Source organism: Paenarthrobacter nitroguajacolicus (genome assembly GCF_029952445.1).
Lineage (GTDB): Bacteria > Actinomycetota > Actinomycetes > Actinomycetales > Micrococcaceae > Arthrobacter > Arthrobacter nitroguajacolicus_B.
Window position 1 is genome coordinate 1 of record NZ_JAQPPK010000017.1, and the last position, 17,581, is coordinate 17,581.

Sequence of the window (17,581 nt, forward strand, 5' to 3'; positions counted from 1 at the left end):
GATGTTGAGCTGGTCCAGTTCGCCTGCGCCGAGTTCGGGGAGGCGTTCGACGGCGGTGAGGAACCGTTCGATTTCGGTCTCCTCGACGAGCCCGGCGGCGAGGGTGCGGAACTTGGTGATGTATTGTTCGCGGGCGAACGGCCGGGCGCCGAGGGGGTGCGCGTCGGCGACGGCGATCTCGTCCGTGATCACTGTGCCATCCGTGAGGGTGATTTCCACGGATCCGCCGAAGGCTTTTTCTGCGATGTCCAGGGAGTGGTAGCGGCGGGTCCATTCGGGGTCTTCGACGGTGGTGACTTTGTGCCAGAGGTCCACGGTGTCCGGGCGGGCGGCGCGTTCGGGGGCGTAGGAGTGAACGTGGTGCCAGGTCCCGTCCTGCAGGGCGACGGTGAAGATGTAGGGGATGGAGTGGTCCAGGGTTTCCCGGGACGCGGTGGGGGAGTACTTCTGGGGGTCGTTCGCGCCCGAGCCGATGACGTAGTGGGTGTGGTGGCTGGTCTTGATGAGCACAGAGGCCACGTTGGCGGGGTCGGTGGTTTCGGGGTGTTCGTTGTGGAGTTTCCGGGCGAGGTCGATCCAGGCCTGGGCCTGGTATTCGGCGGAGTGTTCCTTGGTGTAGGTGTCCAGGATGGCGCGCTTGGCTTCACCGGGAAGCGGCAGGGGTACTTCGTAGGAGGCGTCGGGTCCGTCGAGCATCCAGGCGATGACACCGTCTTCGCCTTCATAGATCGGCACCGGTGAGGTTTGTCCGCGCATGGCCCGATCCACCGCTTCGACGGCCATCTTGCCCGCGAAGGCCGGGGCGTGGGCTTTCCAGGTGGAAATCTCACCCTTGCGGGACTGGCGCGTGGCGGTGGTGGTGTGCAGTCCCTGGCCCACGGACTGGAAAATCGTCTCAACGTCCAACCCCAGCAGGGTGCCGATGCCGGCCGCGGCCGAGGGCCCGAGGTGGGCGACGTGGTCGATTTTGTGCTTGTGCAGGCAGATGGCTTTGACCAGGTTCACCTGGATTTCGTAGCCGGTGGCGATGGCACGGACCAGATCCTTGCCGTTGGAACCCACGTGCTGGGCCACAGCCAGGATCGGCGGGATGTTATCCCCGGGGTGGGAGTAGTCGGCGGCGAGGAACGTGTCGTGGTAGTCCAGTTCACGCACGGCCACACCGTTGGCCCACGCAGCCCACTCCGGGGAGACCTGCTCGTTGATGCCGAACACGTGGGCGCCTTTGCCGTTCGCGGACGGGGCGTGGGTCAGTGCCTGCGCCCGGGCCGCGATGATCGGTGCCCTGTTGAGCGAGGCAATGGCTACGGAGGCGTTGTCGATGATCCGGTTGATCACCATGTCAGTGACCTCGGCGGTGACCTCGACGGGGTCGGCGGCGACCACGGCGATCTTGTGTGCCAACTGCTCCTCGCGGGGGAGGTTCTCTTCGGACTTGTAGACACGGACGTGGTGGTTCTTGACCATGATGCTCCTTCTGATGGGACCTATTACTGGTGGGATGCTGTGGCGGCCGGATGCGTGGCCTTGAGATGGGTGAGGCTGCGGTGCAGGTGAAGTGTGGTCGCCGCTTCTGCCAGCCGTGGGTTGCCCGCGGCGATGGCCTCAGCGATCGCCGCGTGCTCAGCGGCGGCAGCGTGGAGCCGTGCTGAATCGTCCGCGGCCAGGCGGCGGACCCGGACCAAGTGGACCCGGAGGCCGCGCATCGCATTAGCCAAGTAGGAATTCGAGATCGAGGCATCAATGGCCTCATCCACACGGCCCACCAGCGCGTAATACTCATGCCGCGCCGGATCGTCCTCACCGAGCAGCCCCGAGGCCCCTAGCAGCTCCGTGTGCAACTCTTCGAAGACGCCCGGCTCGCCGCGCTCAGCGGCCAAGGCGGCAGCCTTCACCTCCAGGGTTTCCCGCAGCTCGAACAGTTCATCGATACTGTCCAGCGAAATATCGGTGACGACGACGCCGCGGCCACCAGCCGCCGCCGTCAGGCCCTCTGCTGTCAGCCGTCCAAGCGCCTCCCGGACCGGCGTGCGCGAGACCCCGAGGCGTTCGGACTGCTCCACCTCCGCCAAAACAGCACCCGGCCGCAGACGCCACTCAAGAATGTCCTCACGAAGGGCCGCGTAAGCCCGATCACCAGCTCGCATGGCTTCAATGTATACACAGCGATGTCGATTTGGCAATACCAAGGGCTCCTGTGGTGCCTGTGTATACATAAGTCCAATTTTGATGACTACCTCCTTAGGGAGGTAGTTGGACGTCCTCGCTTCCAGATACCGTGCTCTGCATCACAGTTTGTGAAATACGAGCCGGACATCAAAGGAGATTCCCATGAGCTCAACTTCCTCCCTTGCATATTCACCACCCCACAGCCGGAAAACCCTCAGGAAAGTAGCGTTCGCCAGTGCGGCCGGCACCACCATCGAGTTCTACGACTTTTTTATCTACGGAACGGCAGCGGCTTTGGTTTTTCCGGTAGTTTTCTTTCCCGCGCTAGGTGCCGCAGCCGGAAGTGTTGCATCTTTCGGCACCTTCGCCGTTGCGTTTATCGCGCGGCCGGTGGGGGCAATCATCTTCGGACACTACGGCGACAGGATCGGACGCAAGAAAACGCTGATCACAACCTTGCTCATGATGGGGACCGCCACAGTGATGATCGGTCTGATCCCGGATGCCGGCACTATCGGCATTGCTGCACCAATCCTGCTGGTAGTACTTCGATTCATACAGGGCTTGGCCGTCGGCGGGGAATGGGCGGGGGCTACCTTGTTGACGGCCGAATACGCGCCCCAAGGCAAACGGGGACTGTTCGGTTCCTTCCCGCAGCTCGGTCCATCGGTGGCTTTCGCACTGGCCAGCGGCACATTTCTGGTTACCAGCCTCACCCTGGGCGATAAGTCCGAGGCGTTTATCACTATCGGCTGGCGGGTACCCTTCATTCTCAGCGCGGTCCTCGTTCTGGTGGGCTTCTGGGTGCGGACCAGCATCGAGGAAACTCCCGTGTTCAGGGATGCCAACCGTAATACCAATGCCAAGCTGCCCATCGTGGAATCCATCAAGGGCCAACCAAAGGAAATCCTCTTGGCCGGCGGTTACTGACACTGTTGTTTGCCCTCTTCTACATCGGAACCGCGTTCCTGACCAGCTACGCAACAAGTCCTACCGGAATGCAGTTGAGCCGTCCGGTTGTGCTTACGACTGGAATCATCGCATCTGTTTTCGTCGCAGCTGCCACGATGGCCTCCGGCATCCTTTCCGATCGATTTGGTCGCAAGAAGGTCATAGCAGCGTCCTGCATTTTTGCTGTGCCGTGGTCACTTGTGCTGTTCCCGCTGCTGAGCACGGGCACCGTTCTGGCTTTCGGCATTGGCCTCACTGTCACTCTCGTGATTTTCGCGATCGCCTACGGACCGGCGGGGGCTCTCCTTCCGGAACTGTTTGAGACAAGGTACCGCTACACCGGTGCGGGAATGGGCTACAACCTCGCCGGCGTCCTGGGCGGAGGAATTGTTCCGCTCCTCGCCGCACAGCTGATCACCAGCACAGGAGGCTGGGGGATTGGCGTTCTCCTCGCCGCGATTGGCGTGTTCAGTATTGCTTGCACAGTGGCCCTGCCCAATACGGAAAAGTCGGGACTCGAAGAACGTCCCAGCGAACCCCTGACGGAAGAGGGCACGACGGCGGTATAAGCCCCGGAACGGCGCGGGGCTGTCGACACTTCGGCAGCCCCGCTTTCGTTGGGGTAGTTGAGCTACGGCAAGAGGCCGAGCCTCCGTGCCGCAGACACCGCTTCCAGCCGGTTATGCACCGAAAGCTTGGCCATTGCGTTTTGGAGGTAACTCTTCACCGTGACCGGTTTAAGGCTGAGCCTGTCTGCCGTCTCGGCATAGGAGCAGCCCAGGGCAATCTGGGCAAGCACATCGAGTTCCCGTGGTGCCAACCGCACAGGGGACTCCATGTTGCCGGCGGGGGACGGGGCCAAGCGTGCGCCGATGCCATCGAGCTGCTGGGCGAGTTGTACATCCTTGACAATGCTGGCAAGAGACCGCAACTCAGCGTGTGCCTGCCGGACTTCGTCCAGCCAATTGAGGTCGTACGCCAAGGCTGGTTCTGCATGGACGTGGTTCATGACTGAGACCCGCCGGTCCACCTCATCCCTGATGCGCAGTTCCGAAGCGATTGCCGCGGCCACAGCCATGGCGCCATTCATGGCCCGCTCACCCAGAGGGATGCCCTCCCGGCTTCCGACATACAGTACGGAGCGTGGCTCACCCTGCACCAGAACGGGGACCGCCGTCAACGACCTGATGCCCTCGTTCGTAACCGCACCATCGTATTCATGGGTTATCCGGTCAGAACCAATGTAGTCACTCACCAGGCAGGGCTGGCGTCGGCCAACAACCCGGCCGCCCAGCCCGGTGCCGGAAGGGACACTGACGTTGCGCAGGGCGGCCGTCTTGGTGCCCAGGAAATCCGAAAGCTGGAGGTTCTTTCCGCTCACCATTCCACCGAACAACACTGCGGGGCGGAACTGTTGGGCGAGTTCGCGTATCGCAGCGCGGAGCAATCCCCGATCATCGGGGCGGCAGTACTCATTGGGCTGCACGATCGGACCCTTTACTGGTGAAGGAAGCTCGGCGGACGCTTCTCGATAAAGGCGCCCATGCCTTCTTTTTGGTCCTTCGTGGCAAACAACGAGTGAAAGACCCGTCTCTCAAAGCGGATGCCAGCCGCCAGATGTGTTTCAAAGGCCACATTGACCGATTCCTTTGCCAAAGCAGCTGCGGGGGCCGGGAGCTTGGAGATTGCGGCTGCTGTCTCCAGGGTCTGTGACATGAGTTCGGCCGCCGGGAGGACCCGGCTCACCAAACCTGATCGCTCGGCTTCTTCTGCCCCAATTGTTCGACCAGTAAGTATCATGTCCATGGCCTTGGACTTGCCAACAGCCCGGGTGAGCCGCTGGGATCCGCCGATGCCTGGGATGACACCCAAGTTGATTTCCGGCTGGCCAAATTTGGCAGTATCGGCCGCAAGAATGAAGTCGCACATCATGGCCAGCTCACAGCCGCCGCCGAGGGCGTAGCCGGCAACCGCCGCGATCAGGGGTGTTCGGACTTGCGTGAGCGCGTCCCAGCCCCCGAACCAGTCCGCCGCATACATATCCATATAGGACCTCGAGGCCATCTCTTTAATGTCGGCGCCAGCGGCGAAAGCGCGTTCGGAGCCAGTGATGACAATGGCGCCGATATCCGTGTCCGCATCCAAGTGCCCCACTGCTGCGACGACGTCGTGCATCATGCCCAGATTGAGGGCATTGAGTGCTTCGGGCCTGTGGAGGGTGATCACGCCGACGCGGCCGCTCCGCTGAAGCAGGATGTTCTTGTAGTCCATCATGCGGCGTCCGTCGCGGAGAGCGTGTGCCGATCTGCGGAGTCTGATTCGTCCGCCTTTGACCGAATGGCATTGATGATGGCGGAAAAATCCTGGGTCGCGCCCTCGCCGTCGGAAAACTCGCGATACATGGCCGCAGCCCTTCCCCCCAGTCCAACGTCCTGCAGGCCGGCATATGCCTGCGCCTCCGCTGCCAGGTTCATGTCTTTGGCCATGAGGGTACTGGCGAAACCCGGACGGAAATCGTGGTTCGCCGGGCTGGCGGGCACAGGACCTGGCACGGGGCAGTTGGAGGTTAGGGCCCAGCATTGGCCCGAGGCATTCGCCATGACGTCGAACAGCGCGTCATTGCCTACCCCAAGCCGCTCACCCAGGACAAAGGCTTCACTGACTGCGATCATGGTGATGCCCAGGACCATGTTGTTACAGATTTTGGCTGCCTGGCCGGTTCCGGGACCGCCGCAGTACACCTGTCGTTTGCCCATGGTCTCGAGCAGGGGCCCCGCTTGGGTAAAGTCGGAGTCGAGTCCTCCAACCATGAACGTCAGCGTGCCGGCAGTGGCACCGGCAACTCCGCCAGAAACAGGAGCCTCCAGGCATCTTTGGCCCGCCGATGCCGCCAAACTGTGTGCGGACAGGGAATCCGCCACCGCAATGGTGGAGCAGTCAATAAACAGGGTGTCCGGCGAAGCTGCCGACAACAGGCCGCGGGATTCAGCAGTTCCTGAATATAGTTCCAGCACATGTCGACCTGCTGGAAGCATCGTGATGACGACGTCGGCAGCCTCAACGGCCGCTATCGCGGACTCTGCGATTTTGATTCCGCTGGTCCGGGCCTGGTCGAGCGAAGACGGCGCGAGGTCAAAACCGGATACCTCGTATCCGGCCTTTACGAGATTGGCCGCCATTGGACCACCCATGTGGCCCAGTCCGATAAAGGCGATTCGTGTTGTCATGAAAATTTCCTCAAGTCTCGATGGGTGCTTTAAGCCGGGGTGAGGGGGCGAAGTCATTCGCCCCCTCGGATGGTCCCCGGTTCGACTGACTAGTGATTGGTGTGGCTGCCCTGCAGTATTGGACTAAGCGAAGTGAAGATTTCGGGATTCTCGATGGTCGCAGGCAGCGCTTCATCGCGCCCCTCGGCGATGGCCCGCATGCTGCGGCGCAGGATCTTGCCCGAGCGCGTTTTGGGGAGGCCGTCCACGACGTAAAGTTCGCGAAACGCCGCGACCGGTCCGACCTCGGCGCGGACAGAGGCGATGATCTCCTGCCGCAGGGTGTCTTCGGCGATGCCGGCCCCGGACTTCAAGACCACGAAGCCCCGGGCCACCTGTCCCTTTAACGCGTCCGGCACCCCGATGACGGCGCATTCAGCGACGGCCGGATGGGCTGCCAACACGGCTTCCAAAACCCCAGTGGACAACCTGTGACCGGCAACGTTGATGACATCATCAGTACGGCCCAGAACGAACACGTATCCGTCCTCATCGATCAGGCCGCTGTCGCCGGTGAGGTAGTAACCGTCAAACCTGCTTAGATACGCCTCACGATAACGTTCCTTGTCTTTCCAAAGTGTGCTCAGCATTCCCGGGGGTTGCGGCAGCTTAATACAGAGCATCCCTTCCGTGCCGGTCTGTACCGGATTGCCATCTGAGGAAAGCACACGAATGTCGAAGCCGGGGACAGGAACGGAGGGCGAACCCGGCTTGAGTGCCATGGGTTCCAGGCCTCGGAGATTGGCACATGCGGGCCATCCGGTTTCCGTCTGCCACCAGTGATCGACCACCGGAACGCCCAGCATGTTCCCGGCCCAGGAATAGGTGTCCGGATCAAGCCTTTCTCCCGCCAGGAACAGGGTCTCCAAGCTGCTGATGTCGTGCCCGGCCAAACACTTCCCGTCGGGGTCTACCCGTTTGATTGCCCGGATGGCTGTGGGCGCGGTCAGCAGTACTTTGACTTTGTGCTTCTCGATGATCCGCCAGAACGCACCGGCGTCGGGAGTGCCAACCGGTTTTCCCTCGAACATGACAGTAGTGGCACCGCAAATGAGTGGACCGTAAACCGTGTAAGTGTGACCGACCTGCCATCCGACATCCGACGCCGCCCACATGGTTTCACCTGGTTGAACGTTGTAGACGTTGGTCAATGACCACGCGAGTGCCACGGCGTGGCCGCCATTGTCTCGGACCACACCTTTCGGTTTTCCTGTGGTTCCGGAGGTGTAAAGGATGTAGAGGGGATCAGTCGACATCACCGGTTCACATTCGACCGGTTCGGCAGCGGAAATGACGGCATCCCAGTCGAACTCGCCTTCGCCCAGTTCAGACATGGACTGTTTGCGTTGAAGGATGATGGTGGAATCGGGACGGTGGCGTGTCTTTTCCAACGCAGCCCGGATGATTGGGGTGTATTCCACAACGCGGCCAGGCTCCAGGCCGCAGGATGCAGCCACGATGACTGTTGGCTCGGCGTCGTCGATTCGCGAGGCAAGTTCAGGAGCGGCAAAACCTCCAAAAACTACCGAATGAATCGCGCCGAGGCGAGCACATGCAAGCATCGCAATGGCGGCCTCGGGAACCATAGGCATGTAGATCAGCACGCGGTCTCCGCGGCCTACGCCCAGGTTGCGAAGGGCGCCTGCGAACCGGCTGACCAGGTCAAGGAGGTCGGCGTACGTGTAGCGTTCGGCTCGATTGGCCATGGCCGATTCCCAGACGAGGGCCAGACGGTCACCATTGCCTTGGGCCACGTGCCGGTCCAGCGCGTTGTAACAGGTGTTGAGTACCCCATCCGGGAACCAATTGAAGAAAGGCGCCTCGGAATCATCGAGGGCACGCCCTGGCTTTTCATACCAGTCAATCGCCTCAGCGGCTTCGAGCCAGAACGATTGGGGGTCGGCCATACTGCGTGAGTAGGCGTCAGCGTATGCAGACATGGAATGTTTCACACTCCTGAAGAAGTTGAAAATTGCTTGGATACTGGCTTCTCAGTCATCACCTGATTGCCAAGCCCGAGTTCACGTGGGCCGAGGGATGCGAAGCATGCCGCCACCATGGCTTGCGTAACGTCTGCCGTGGTTGCCGGGTGCCAGCGCGGAGTCCGGTCCTTGTCGATGACTTGTGCTCGGATGCCCTCACGGAAGTCATTGCCTTCCAGGAAACGCAGAGCGATGCGGTACTCCATGTCCAGCGCGTCTTCAAGGGACAGATCGAGCGTCCGGACCCGCCTGAGTGCCTGAAGCGTGACTTTGAGCGCCGTCGGTGACTTGGCCCCGATAATGTCCGCGGCGTGGGTAGCCTTCGGTACGCCTGCCATCCGTAGGCGAAGCATGATGTCGTCCACGTCCTCGGATGCGTATGCTTGGTCTATCCAGGTCATCTCTGCTGCGAGGCTGGAAGGCGGCGGTCCTTGGGCGAAGCGCGCGACGGCGTCGTCGGCGGCTTCCTCTCCGAGTGCAAACGCAAGCGCGTCCAGTGCCTCACTTTGAACGAAGTGGTCAGCCAAGCCAAGGTGCAGGACGTCGGCGCCGTCCAGGTGGGCGCCCGTCAGGGCCGCATGCGTCCCTGACTCTCCGGGGGCCGCCGCGAGCAAGCAGGTAGCCCCGACGTCGGGTACGAAACCTATCGTCGTTTCCGGCATTCCCATCCGCGTGCGCTCTGTAACGATGCGGTGGGAGCCGTGGGCCGAAATGCCTACACCGCCGCCGAGCACCAGCCCGTCCATGAAGGCCACGTACGGCTTGGGGTAGCGGCTGATGAGGGAGTTGAGGCGGTACTCCCTGGCCCAGAAGCGCGCGGAGGCGCTGCCGCCGTCGTCGAGCATGTCACGGTAGATGGCCACGATGTCGCCACCGGCGCAGAGGCCCCGGTCCCCGCTGCCCCTCACCAGGACCGTCTTGACGGCATCGTCTTCGGCCCACTCCTCAAGCTTGGCGAGTATCGCTTCGACCATGTGTGGGGTTAGTGCGTTAATGTTCCGGGGTCGGTTGAGCACGATGGTCCCCAGATGGCCTCTACGTTCGAAGAGGACTTGGTCGGGGGCCATGGTCAGCTTCCGGCCGGCATGACGAAGCTTGCGCCCCCGCGGATCCCAGATGGCCAGCGGCTGGTGACGGTCTTGGTCTTGGTGTAGAACCGGAATGCATCCGGTCCATGCTGGTTGAGATCGCCGAAGGCCGACGCCTTCCAGCCGCCGAAGGTGTAGTAAGCGATCGGGACCGGCAGCGGAACGTTGATGCCCACCATCCCCACCTCGACCCGGCTGGAAAAGTCGCGCGCCGCGTCGCCGTCGCGTGTAAAGATCGCGACGCCGTTGCCGAACTCGTGCTCGTTGCACAAGCGCAGTGCTTCGTCGTAGTCCCCGGCGCGAACTACGCTCAGTACGGGACCAAAGATCTCCTCCGTGTAGATGCTCATGTCGGGCGCCACGTGGTCGAACAGGGTGGGTCCCACCCAAAATCCGCCTTCGTAGCCTTCTACGTTGGGTCCGCGGCCGTCAACCACCAGTGTCGCTCCTGAGTCCTTGCCCGCAGAGATGTACGACTCGATGCGCTCCTTCGCCGATGCAGCAATGACAGGTCCGAAGTCGCTGTTCTTGTCCAGGCTGTGGCCGACGGTGAGCTTGTTGATGCGTTCTGTCAGCTTGGCTACAAGGGCATCGGCCGTTTTTTCGCCCACTGGCACTGCGACTGAGATCGCCATGCACCGTTCACCCGCGGAGCCGTAGGCCGCGCCGATCAATGCATCAGCGGCCATATCCAGATCGGCGTCAGGAAGGATCACCATATGGTTCTTGGCGCCGCCGAAGCACTGTGCGCGCTTGCCCTGGGCGGCGGCAGTTGCGTAGATGGACTGAGCGATTGGTGTGGAGCCGACGAAACCAACGGCCTTGACGCGTGCGTCCTCAAGGAGGGCATCCACGGCTTCCTTGTCGCCGTTTATTACATTGAACACTCCGTTCGGCAACCCGGCTTCGGTCAGCAGTTCCGCCAAACGCAAAGGAACGGAAGGATTTCGTTCTGAAGGTTTAAGGATGAAAGCGTTGCCGGCAGCCAGCGCGGGTCCGGCCTGCCACAGCGGGATCATGGCCGGGAAATTGAAGGGGCTTATGCCTGCAACGACGCCCAGCGACTTCCGCAGCGAATGGACGTCGATTCCCGTCCCGACGTTGTCGGAGAACTCGCCCTTCAACAAATGGGGCGCGGCTCCAGCCGAGAATTCCACGACCTCCAGGCCGCGCTGGATGTCCCCCTTTGCGTCGGCAAAGGTCTTGCCGTGCTCGGAGGAGAGCAGTTCCGCGAGTTCGTCCAAATGTTCGTTGACGAGTCCTACGAACTTCAGCAAGATCCTGCCGCGACGTTGGGGGTTCATGGCCGACCATTCCGCATGGCCCTTTTCGGCGTTGGCGACAGATTCCCCAACCTCTGCGGGGGTTGCAAGGGGGACACGTGACGTCACCTGGCCGGTGCAGGGATCAAAGACGTCGCCAAAACGCCTGGACGCGCCTTCCGTGCGCGTGCCATCAATGTAGTGCGTAAGTACGGTGACCATGTAATGCTCCTTTGCTTCTGGATCAGGACGCCCAGGCTTTGCCGGGGGAGTGATCCATCATCTGGTCGAAGGTCGATTGGGTTCCAGCTATCGGCTGAATCGTTGATTCAGCGTGCCATCGCCGCAAGGGTGCAAACAAGGACAGTTAAAGCAGATGCCATGTGCATGCGTGCACATGGCGGCTTGGCTGGGTTGGCCCGACTCGCGACCCGTTATGACATGAGTTCGTCCTGTCGGCCGCGGACTTCCGATAGAACCGCTTTGATGACGGCCTGGACCGCAGGGGAGCGAAGTGATTCTGGCCTGGCGGCCGCCCAAAAGCTCAGCTTGCGTTCAAATTCGTGCGGTAGTACCGGGACAAAGCCGGGCAGGCCGTAGACCATAAATGCGGGCAGGAGGCCGATGCCGCTGTTATGACGAACCGCTTCCAGCTGGGCAAAAAGACTTGTCGCCTGAAAGTTGGCCGGACTCTCGGTCAGGGTCTGCGAACGGTGCCCGATTTCGACAACTTGAAGAAGTGACTCCACGTAGGACACGAAGCTGTGGTTTTGGAGCTCGGGAAGCGCTTGGGGTGTCCCTCGCTCTTTCAGGTAATTTGGGCTGGCGTAAAGTCGTAGGACGTAGTCGGCGAGGAAGATCGTCTCGGTTCTCCCGGCCTCCACTATTCCGGCGACAATCTCAAGGTCCACACCTGACCTGTTCCGGCTGAGTTTGCGGGTGGCATTGAGCATTTCTATCCGGAGCAGAGGGTTTCGGCGCTGAAGACGCACGAGCGCTGGTGTGACAAACATGGGGCCGAAAACGTCGGGGGTGCTGATCCTGACCAGCCCGGAAAGGGAATCGGAGGTGCGCTCCAAACTGGCCGCAAGGCTCCCCAGGCTTCGTTCAACGCCCTCCGCCGCATCTACCGCCTTCCGTCCCAACTCGGTCAGCTCCCAGCCATAGGGCGTACGTTCCAGTGTTCGGCCACCCAAGCGCTTGTCCAGTGCAATGATGCGCCGCGAAATGGTGGTGTGTGTGGTTTCCAACGCCTCAGCGACCGCATTGAATCTACCCAGGCGGGCAACGGTGAGCAGGACGAGAAGATCGTCTGCGCTGGGAAGTCCTTTAAAGTCCAACGTTCGCCTCCTGTGCATCAATGCACACTATGCCTGCCCAAAAAGGATTTTGGTAGGACTTCCTAGTATCTACTAGGAAGTCCTACTATATGTGCCTGGGGTCTTTCTGCTGCCAGTAAGCCCAGTCAAGCCACTCCTGTCAAGGATGAAGGGATCCACGCTATGAAACTGGAAGAGCGAGTTCGCAATTTGTCCCACGAAGCTGCGCCAACCCTGGTGCCGCCTTTTCCTGACGCGGACATGATGCATGTGTTGGATCTGTTGCCACCCGACGAGCGTTCCCGGCTGTTGGACATCCGCACATTTCTTCAGAATGACGTCAGGGAAGCAAGCATTGACTACTGGAACAAAGAGGAGTTCCCGTTCGAGCTGCTGGGCAAGCTGGGAGCCTACGGCCTGGGAGGCTTGCAAACAGACGGAACGTCAACCTTATTCAAGGGACTTGTGTATGTTGAGGTCGCGCGAGCGGACGTCTCTCTGTCGGCCCTGGTAGGGATTCACAATGAACTCATCGTAGGAATGATCGATGCGTTGGGATCACAGGCCCAAAAAGAACGGTGGCTGCCTGGCTTGACCTCATTCAGGCAACTTGGCGCCTTCGCGCTCACGGAGCCGGACCACGGTTCGGATATCGCTGGCGGTGTTGAGACTACGGCACGCCTTGAACAGGGGGAATGGGTCATCGACGGCGCAAAACGCTGGATAGGCTCGGGTACCATTGCCGACTTCGCCTTGGTCTGGGCACGGGACGTCGCAGATGGACAGATCAAGGGATTCATCGTTGAGACGAATCGTCCTGGATACTCGGCAACGAAGATCTGCAACAAGATCGGTCTGCGCATCATGCAAAATGCCCACATCGAACTGCGCTCTGTCCGGGTTCCCGAAACAAATCTCCTGCCGGGAGCCACCAGCTTCTCGAAGGCAAACGACCTCTTGCGGGATTCCCGGGCGTGGGTGGGATGGCAGGCCGCCGGCATTCAACTCGCGGCATTTGATATCGCCCGCGCCTACTCCCTGAAGCGAAAACAGTTCGGTAGGGAATTGGCGAAGTTTCAGCTGGTACAGCAACAGTTGGCCGAGATCCTCGGAAACGCCACCGCGTCCCTCGGGTTAATGGCGCATCTTGCGAGGATACAGGGTGATGGAAAGCTGGAGATGGTCCAGGCTGCCATGAGCAAGGCAACCACCACTCGAATGGCGAGGGCCTCAGTAGCCATGGGCAGATCCCTGCTTGGCGGAAACGGGATAAGCAGCGATTACGAAATGGGCAAGCTGTTGGGGGACGCCGAAATCCTCTATACCTACGAAGGAACGTATGAGATCAACTCACTGATTGTCGGGCGTGCCGTCACGGGCAAATCCGCATTCGTCTAGGTCGAAGGGCTAATCTAACCCTGAGCGATGGGCTGCCGCACCGGCTCGCCAGGCTCGTCGGACCTTAAGCAAAGGTGTCTTATGACCACTACTTCAGAAAGGTTCGGCTAATACGACGCCTGTGGGCTCAGGGCTCCCACCCCACCATGGGATTATCGAAACGTCGCCGGTAGAGCCGTCCCGATCGCGGACCAGGTTCAGCTTCAAAACAGAGTGGCCGGAGTTCGAACGGCACTCCATCATCTGCCGGATTGCCCTCGATACCCCATCGCCATTGCCTGGGCCCCTGCGTGCAAGAACATGCCTGCAAGAATGTCGGTTGCTTCTTGTACATCCAGCCCAATGAGTCCGAATGAAGTACGCGACCCTAACGCTGAAGAAGGTCTCCGAAGCTCGCCACAACCAACGGCTGGGCGGGGCCCGGGGGTCTCAAAATCCCGGAGAGAGGGGCTTTGCCTTGCTGGCCTCATGCCTACCGTTGAGGGAGCCTCGCTGAGAGTTCGATGGCTGCCTCTTGAAGGACGGGCACATGGGTTAAGAGGTCTTTGAGGCGGATGCGGAATACGGGGGCAGCCGTGGCTATGGCGGCTGTGGCCTTTCCTTCGGGCGAGAGGACTGGTACCGCGACGGCGTGCATGCCAACTTCGTTTTCTTCATTCATGACGGCGTAGCCGCGTTCCCGCACGAGGGCGATTTCCTCCCGGAAGGCTTGACGGTCCGTAATTGTGTGTTCCGTCCGGGGTACTAATTCCAGTTCCTCCACCAGTTGCTCGGACTCTTCCGGTTCAGCGAAGGCGACGAGTACCTTGCCAACCGCAGTTGAGTGCAGGGGGCCTCGGTGTCCAGGGTCGGTTGTAATGCGGAAAGCCTGTGGTCCGTCGACTTTGCCGACGGTGAGTTGGTAAGTGCCGTCCAGGATGGCCATGATCGTCGACTCCCGGGTGGCTGAGGTGATGCGTTGCAGGATGGGCTGTGCAACGCCGGTGTATCCATGGGCGTGCGAGACGCGCTGTCCCAGGAGGTAAATGCGCAGGCCAAGGTGGTAGCGACGTTCATCCGCCTCAAAATGCGCGAAGCCGTCCCTGGTCAGGGACGCCAACAGGCGGTGCGTGGTACTGAAGGGCAGGCCAGCTTTGCGCGCCAAGTCCGACGCCCCAAGGCCCTTGGGCTCATCTCCGAGTAACACGAGCAGCCCCAGCGCCTTGCCGATCATGTCGGTCTTTTCTGCAGTCATACCTGCATTCTCCCACATCGTGGATAGATGCACCGCAATATAGATAAGGGTCTTGACCGTTACTATCGCCACATTCATACTATCTACATGACAGATAGCCTATCCACGATGTGGATAGTTGTCATTTCCAGAAGCCCCGACGTGTAGGAGTAATTCCATGTCCGCCCTGAGAATTGCCGTTGTTGGCGCCGGCCTGATCGGCCGCCGTCACATCGAGATCATCAAGCAGAGCCAGGACGCGAAGCTCTCCGCGGTCGTTGACCCCTTTCCGGCCGCCGCTGGTATCGCCGCCGAAGCCGGTGTTGCCTACTACCGCACCCTGGACGAGCTGTTCCTCTCGGAAAAGCCCGACGCGGTTGTCCTTGCCACACCTAACGCCCTTCACGTGAACGGTGCACTCCACTGCCTTGAAGTACGCGTGCCCGTGTTAGTGGAAAAGCCCATTGCCCAGACTGTCGAAGAAGCCCAGCGATTGGTGGATGCGGAGGACTCGGCCGGAGTGCCGGTGCTGATCGGACACCACCGACGCCACAGCCCGCTCCTTGAAGCGGCCCGGAAGATTGTTTTCGACGGGGTTCTGGGCCGGTTGGTGGCCATCAGTGGCACTGCGCTCTTCTACAAGCCGGATGACTACTTTGAGGCAGCACCCTGGCGCCGTGAGGCCGGAGGCGGTCCGGTCCTGATCAACATGATCCATGAGGTGGACAACCTTCGCGCCCTGTGCGGGGAGGTCACACGGGTCCAGGCCGTGGCTTCGAACAGCGCACGCGGATTCGAAGTGGAAGACACCGTGGCGATCACTCTCTCATTCGCTAACGGCGCCCTTGGGACCTTCCTCTTGTCCGACGCTGCAGCGTCCGCACGATCCTGGGAGCAGACATCCCAGGAAGACAAGAGCTACCCCACGTATGAGGAGGAGGACTGCTACCTGATCTCGGGCACCCGAGGCTCCCTTTCGGTACCGACTATGCGCCTGAAAACCTACGCTGACAAAGCCTCGTGGTGGGAACCCTTCGAAACCAGCACTGCGGACGTTGTCAGGGAAGACCCCCTCGAAAGACAACTGAAACACTTCATTGCGGTCGCTCGCGGCGAATGCCAGCCAATCGTCACAGCCAGGGATGGACTGCAAACCCTCCGCGTCACAGAAGCGATTGCCGAGGCGGCCCGTACCGGTAACGCCGTCGATATCCCCGCGGCCTAAACCGGCCATAGGCCGTTCGAAACATCCAAGAGTCCCGACAACGACGTCACATAAAAGGAACCCACATGCATATCAACGAGTTCGTGCCGGAAACAACTGCGCCGAAAACACCCGTCCGGGCAGCCTTTGCCAGCTGGATCGGCAGCGCGCTGGAATACTTCGACTTTTTCATCTATGGCACCGCCGCAGCCCTCGTCTTCAATAAAGTCTTCTTCACGGGATCGGACCCGGCCACAGGCACACTTCTGGCGCTGGCCACGTTCGGCGTCGGCTACGTTGCCCGACCCCTTGGTGCGTTCATCGTTGGCCACATCGGTGACAGATACGGACGGAAAAAAGTCCTCATTGGAACCTTGTTGCTTATGGGCGTCTCCACCTTCCTTGTAGGCTGCCTTCCTACCTACAACCAGATCGGCGTATGGGCCCCTATCTTGCTCGTAGTGCTACGCCTGCTCCAGGGCTTCTCGGCCTCCGGGGAACAATCCGGCGCGACATCCATGTCACTGGAACACGCACCCGAACGGCGTCGAGCCTTTTTTACGAGCTTCACTCTATCCGGTACGCAGTTCGGTTCAGTCCTGGCCACTGCCGCTTTCATTCCCGTCGCTGCCCTGCCGGAGGACCAGTTGCTGAGCTGGGGCTGGCGCTTACCATTTTGGTCCAGCGTCGCCGTAGTCGTCGCCGGCGTCATCATCCGGCGCAAGCTTCAAGAAACTCCCGCCTTCCAGGAGGAAGCAGCAGCATCCTCCACGCACAAGCTTCCCCTTGTCGTCCTCTTCCGGAATCACAAGGCTGGCGTTATCCGGGTCGCCCTGGCCGCCCTCGTCTCGACCGTCAGCACCGTCTTCGGCGTCTACGCCCTCAGCTTCGCCGTTAACAGTGTCCATTTGGAACGAAACATCATGCTCTGGGTCGGTGTCGCCACTAACCTCACGGCACTCGTCGCAATCCCCCTGTTCGCCACCCTCGCTGACCGGATTGGCCGGAAGCGTGTCTATCTTTTCGGCACGATAGGCAGCGGATTACTCATGTTCCTCTACCTCAGCGTCGTCAGTGGCGGCAACTACCTGCTGATCTTCACCGTTGCGATACTGATGTCGGGCATTGTCTACTCGGCTCAGAATGGCATCTTCCCGGCTTTCTACTCTGAGATGTTTCCCACCCAGGTTCGCCTCTCAGGAATGGCCATCGGCACTCAGATCGGCTTCGCCGTCGCAGGTTTCGCGCCCACCATCACGGCGGCGATCGCCGGCCCAGGCAAGGATGGCTGGCCCCCAGTCGCCATTTATACTCTCGTTTCCTGCCTCATCGCCGCAGGCGCAGCCCTGACCGCACGCGAAACATATGACAAGAGCCTAAAACAGATCGATGAACTCCACGGCAGCGACGATGTGCCCCGCACGGTGCCCAGCCGCGGCTGAATCTGGAACCTGGCCACTGGCGGCACGAGAGTCCTCGTGCCGCCTGTGCTTCGGGTACTCCGAGCCGCGCTTCCTGCAAACCAGTGCGGACGGGGGCCCTGATCATCGAAGCTCTACCGCCGCGAAACGGAGCAGGAAAGATATCAAGGGAAGTCCAATCCCTTGCCCGCCCCACCGCCAGATGGCGCCATGCGGCCTGGTTTTGAGGGCTTTTGGCGGGGTGCCTTATGCAGCAGCGCGCCTAGGCTTGCTTGAGGTCACAACGCGGTGGCCAGCTGGATGGAGGT

15 protein-coding genes are annotated in these 17,581 nt (G+C 60.8%); 5 read left to right on the plus strand and 10 right to left on the minus strand.

All coding sequences use genetic code 11. The features are described from left to right. Both PJL15_RS13570 and PJL15_RS13575 read right to left on the minus strand, forming a co-directional pair. Positions 1-1,467, minus strand: a 1,467-nt coding sequence (locus PJL15_RS13570) for an MmgE/PrpD family protein (protein ID WP_281451669.1), incomplete at its 3' end; no start/stop codon positions are given. A gap of 23 nt (positions 1,468-1,490) precedes the next feature. Further along, a complete protein-coding gene (locus PJL15_RS13575; RefSeq protein ID WP_281451670.1) occupies positions 1,491-2,147 on the minus strand; it encodes a GntR family transcriptional regulator in 657 nt (218 codons plus the stop codon). Between the two features lie 184 nt (positions 2,148-2,331). On the opposite strand from PJL15_RS13575, the gene PJL15_RS13580 reads away from it, so the two are divergent. Next, a complete protein-coding gene (locus tag PJL15_RS13580; protein WP_281451671.1) occupies positions 2,332-3,099 on the plus strand; it encodes an MFS transporter in 768 nt (255 codons plus the stop codon). Positions 3,100-3,104: 5 nt separating this feature from the next. Continuing rightward, the gene (locus PJL15_RS13585; protein WP_281451672.1) at positions 3,105-3,689 is read left to right on the plus strand and encodes an MFS transporter; all 585 of its coding nucleotides are present in this window, start codon (positions 3,105-3,107) and stop codon (positions 3,687-3,689) included. A gap of 62 nt (positions 3,690-3,751) precedes the next feature. On the opposite strand, the gene PJL15_RS13590 is transcribed toward PJL15_RS13585, so the two are convergent. The 7 genes from PJL15_RS13590 to PJL15_RS13620 all read right to left on the minus strand — a co-directional run bounded on the left by PJL15_RS13590 (position 3,752) and on the right by PJL15_RS13620 (position 12,058). After that, positions 3,752-4,606, minus strand: a complete 855-nt coding sequence (locus PJL15_RS13590) for a helix-turn-helix transcriptional regulator (protein WP_281451673.1) — start codon at positions 4,604-4,606, stop codon at positions 3,752-3,754. Between the two features lie 11 nt (positions 4,607-4,617). Beyond that, positions 4,618-5,394, minus strand: coding sequence for an enoyl-CoA hydratase (locus tag PJL15_RS13595; protein WP_281451674.1), 777 nt, complete (start codon positions 5,392-5,394; stop codon positions 4,618-4,620). Further along, a complete protein-coding gene (gene mmsB, locus PJL15_RS13600) occupies positions 5,391-6,347 on the minus strand; it encodes a 3-hydroxyisobutyrate dehydrogenase (protein WP_281451675.1) in 957 nt (318 codons plus the stop codon). The genes PJL15_RS13595 and mmsB overlap by 4 nt, the downstream gene beginning before the upstream one ends. Before the next feature lie 89 nt (positions 6,348-6,436). After that, positions 6,437-8,326 carry a propionyl-CoA synthetase gene (locus PJL15_RS13605; RefSeq protein ID WP_281451676.1) on the minus strand — a complete coding sequence of 630 codons (1,890 nt, stop codon included), beginning with the start codon at positions 8,324-8,326 and terminating at the stop codon, positions 6,437-6,439. An 8-nt stretch (positions 8,327-8,334) separates the two neighbouring features. Then, entirely contained in the window at positions 8,335-9,435 is a 1,101-nt protein-coding gene (locus PJL15_RS13610; protein WP_281451677.1) for an enoyl-CoA hydratase/isomerase family protein, read from the minus strand. Between the two features lie 2 nt (positions 9,436-9,437). Continuing rightward, a complete protein-coding gene (locus tag PJL15_RS13615) occupies positions 9,438-10,940 on the minus strand; it encodes a CoA-acylating methylmalonate-semialdehyde dehydrogenase (RefSeq protein ID WP_281451678.1) in 1,503 nt (500 codons plus the stop codon). A 212-nt stretch (positions 10,941-11,152) separates the two neighbouring features. Continuing rightward, the gene (locus PJL15_RS13620; protein ID WP_281451679.1) at positions 11,153-12,058 is read right to left on the minus strand and encodes a LysR family transcriptional regulator; all 906 of its coding nucleotides are present in this window, start codon (positions 12,056-12,058) and stop codon (positions 11,153-11,155) included. A 162-nt stretch (positions 12,059-12,220) separates the two neighbouring features. Here PJL15_RS13620 and PJL15_RS13625 point away from each other — a divergent pair, with 162 nt between their 5' ends. Continuing rightward, positions 12,221-13,435, plus strand: coding sequence for an acyl-CoA dehydrogenase family protein (locus tag PJL15_RS13625; RefSeq protein ID WP_281451680.1), 1,215 nt, complete (start codon positions 12,221-12,223; stop codon positions 13,433-13,435). A 472-nt stretch (positions 13,436-13,907) separates the two neighbouring features. Here the strand turns inward: PJL15_RS13625 and PJL15_RS13630 are convergent, their stop codons facing one another. After that, positions 13,908-14,669: an IclR family transcriptional regulator gene (locus tag PJL15_RS13630; RefSeq protein ID WP_281451681.1), complete on the minus strand. Its 762-nt coding sequence runs from the start codon at positions 14,667-14,669 to the stop codon at positions 13,908-13,910. A 157-nt stretch (positions 14,670-14,826) separates the two neighbouring features. Here PJL15_RS13630 and PJL15_RS13635 point away from each other — a divergent pair, with 157 nt between their 5' ends. Then, positions 14,827-15,873, plus strand: coding sequence for a Gfo/Idh/MocA family protein (locus tag PJL15_RS13635; protein ID WP_281451682.1), 1,047 nt, complete (start codon positions 14,827-14,829; stop codon positions 15,871-15,873). A 65-nt stretch (positions 15,874-15,938) separates the two neighbouring features. Next, complete coding sequence (locus PJL15_RS13640) at positions 15,939-17,294, plus strand: MFS transporter (protein ID WP_281451683.1); 1,356 nt, start codon at positions 15,939-15,941, stop codon at positions 17,292-17,294. The last annotated feature ends 287 nt before the right edge of the window (positions 17,295-17,581 follow it).

Excerpts from the sequence above, each read along its gene's own strand:
- PJL15_RS13575 (WP_281451670.1), bottom strand. The coding sequence starts at position 2,147 with ATGCGAGCTGGTGATCGGGCTTACGCGGCCCTTCGTGAGGACATTCTT.
- PJL15_RS13580 (WP_281451671.1), top strand. The coding sequence starts at position 2,332 with ATGAGCTCAACTTCCTCCCTTGCATATTCACCACCCCACAGCCGGAAA.
- PJL15_RS13595 (WP_281451674.1), bottom strand. The coding sequence starts at position 5,394 with ATGATGGACTACAAGAACATCCTGCTTCAGCGGAGCGGCCGCGTCGGC.
- mmsB (WP_281451675.1), bottom strand. The coding sequence starts at position 6,347 with ATGACAACACGAATCGCCTTTATCGGACTGGGCCACATGGGTGGTCCA.
- PJL15_RS13605 (WP_281451676.1), bottom strand. The coding sequence starts at position 8,326 with ATGTCTGCATACGCTGACGCCTACTCACGCAGTATGGCCGACCCCCAA.
- PJL15_RS13610 (WP_281451677.1), bottom strand. The coding sequence starts at position 9,435 with ATGGCCCCCGACCAAGTCCTCTTCGAACGTAGAGGCCATCTGGGGACC.
- PJL15_RS13615 (WP_281451678.1), bottom strand. The coding sequence starts at position 10,940 with ATGGTCACCGTACTTACGCACTACATTGATGGCACGCGCACGGAAGGC.
- PJL15_RS13625 (WP_281451680.1), top strand. The coding sequence starts at position 12,221 with ATGAAACTGGAAGAGCGAGTTCGCAATTTGTCCCACGAAGCTGCGCCA.
- PJL15_RS13630 (WP_281451681.1), bottom strand. The coding sequence starts at position 14,669 with ATGACTGCAGAAAAGACCGACATGATCGGCAAGGCGCTGGGGCTGCTC.
- PJL15_RS13635 (WP_281451682.1), top strand. The coding sequence starts at position 14,827 with ATGTCCGCCCTGAGAATTGCCGTTGTTGGCGCCGGCCTGATCGGCCGC.
- PJL15_RS13640 (WP_281451683.1), top strand. The coding sequence starts at position 15,939 with ATGCATATCAACGAGTTCGTGCCGGAAACAACTGCGCCGAAAACACCC.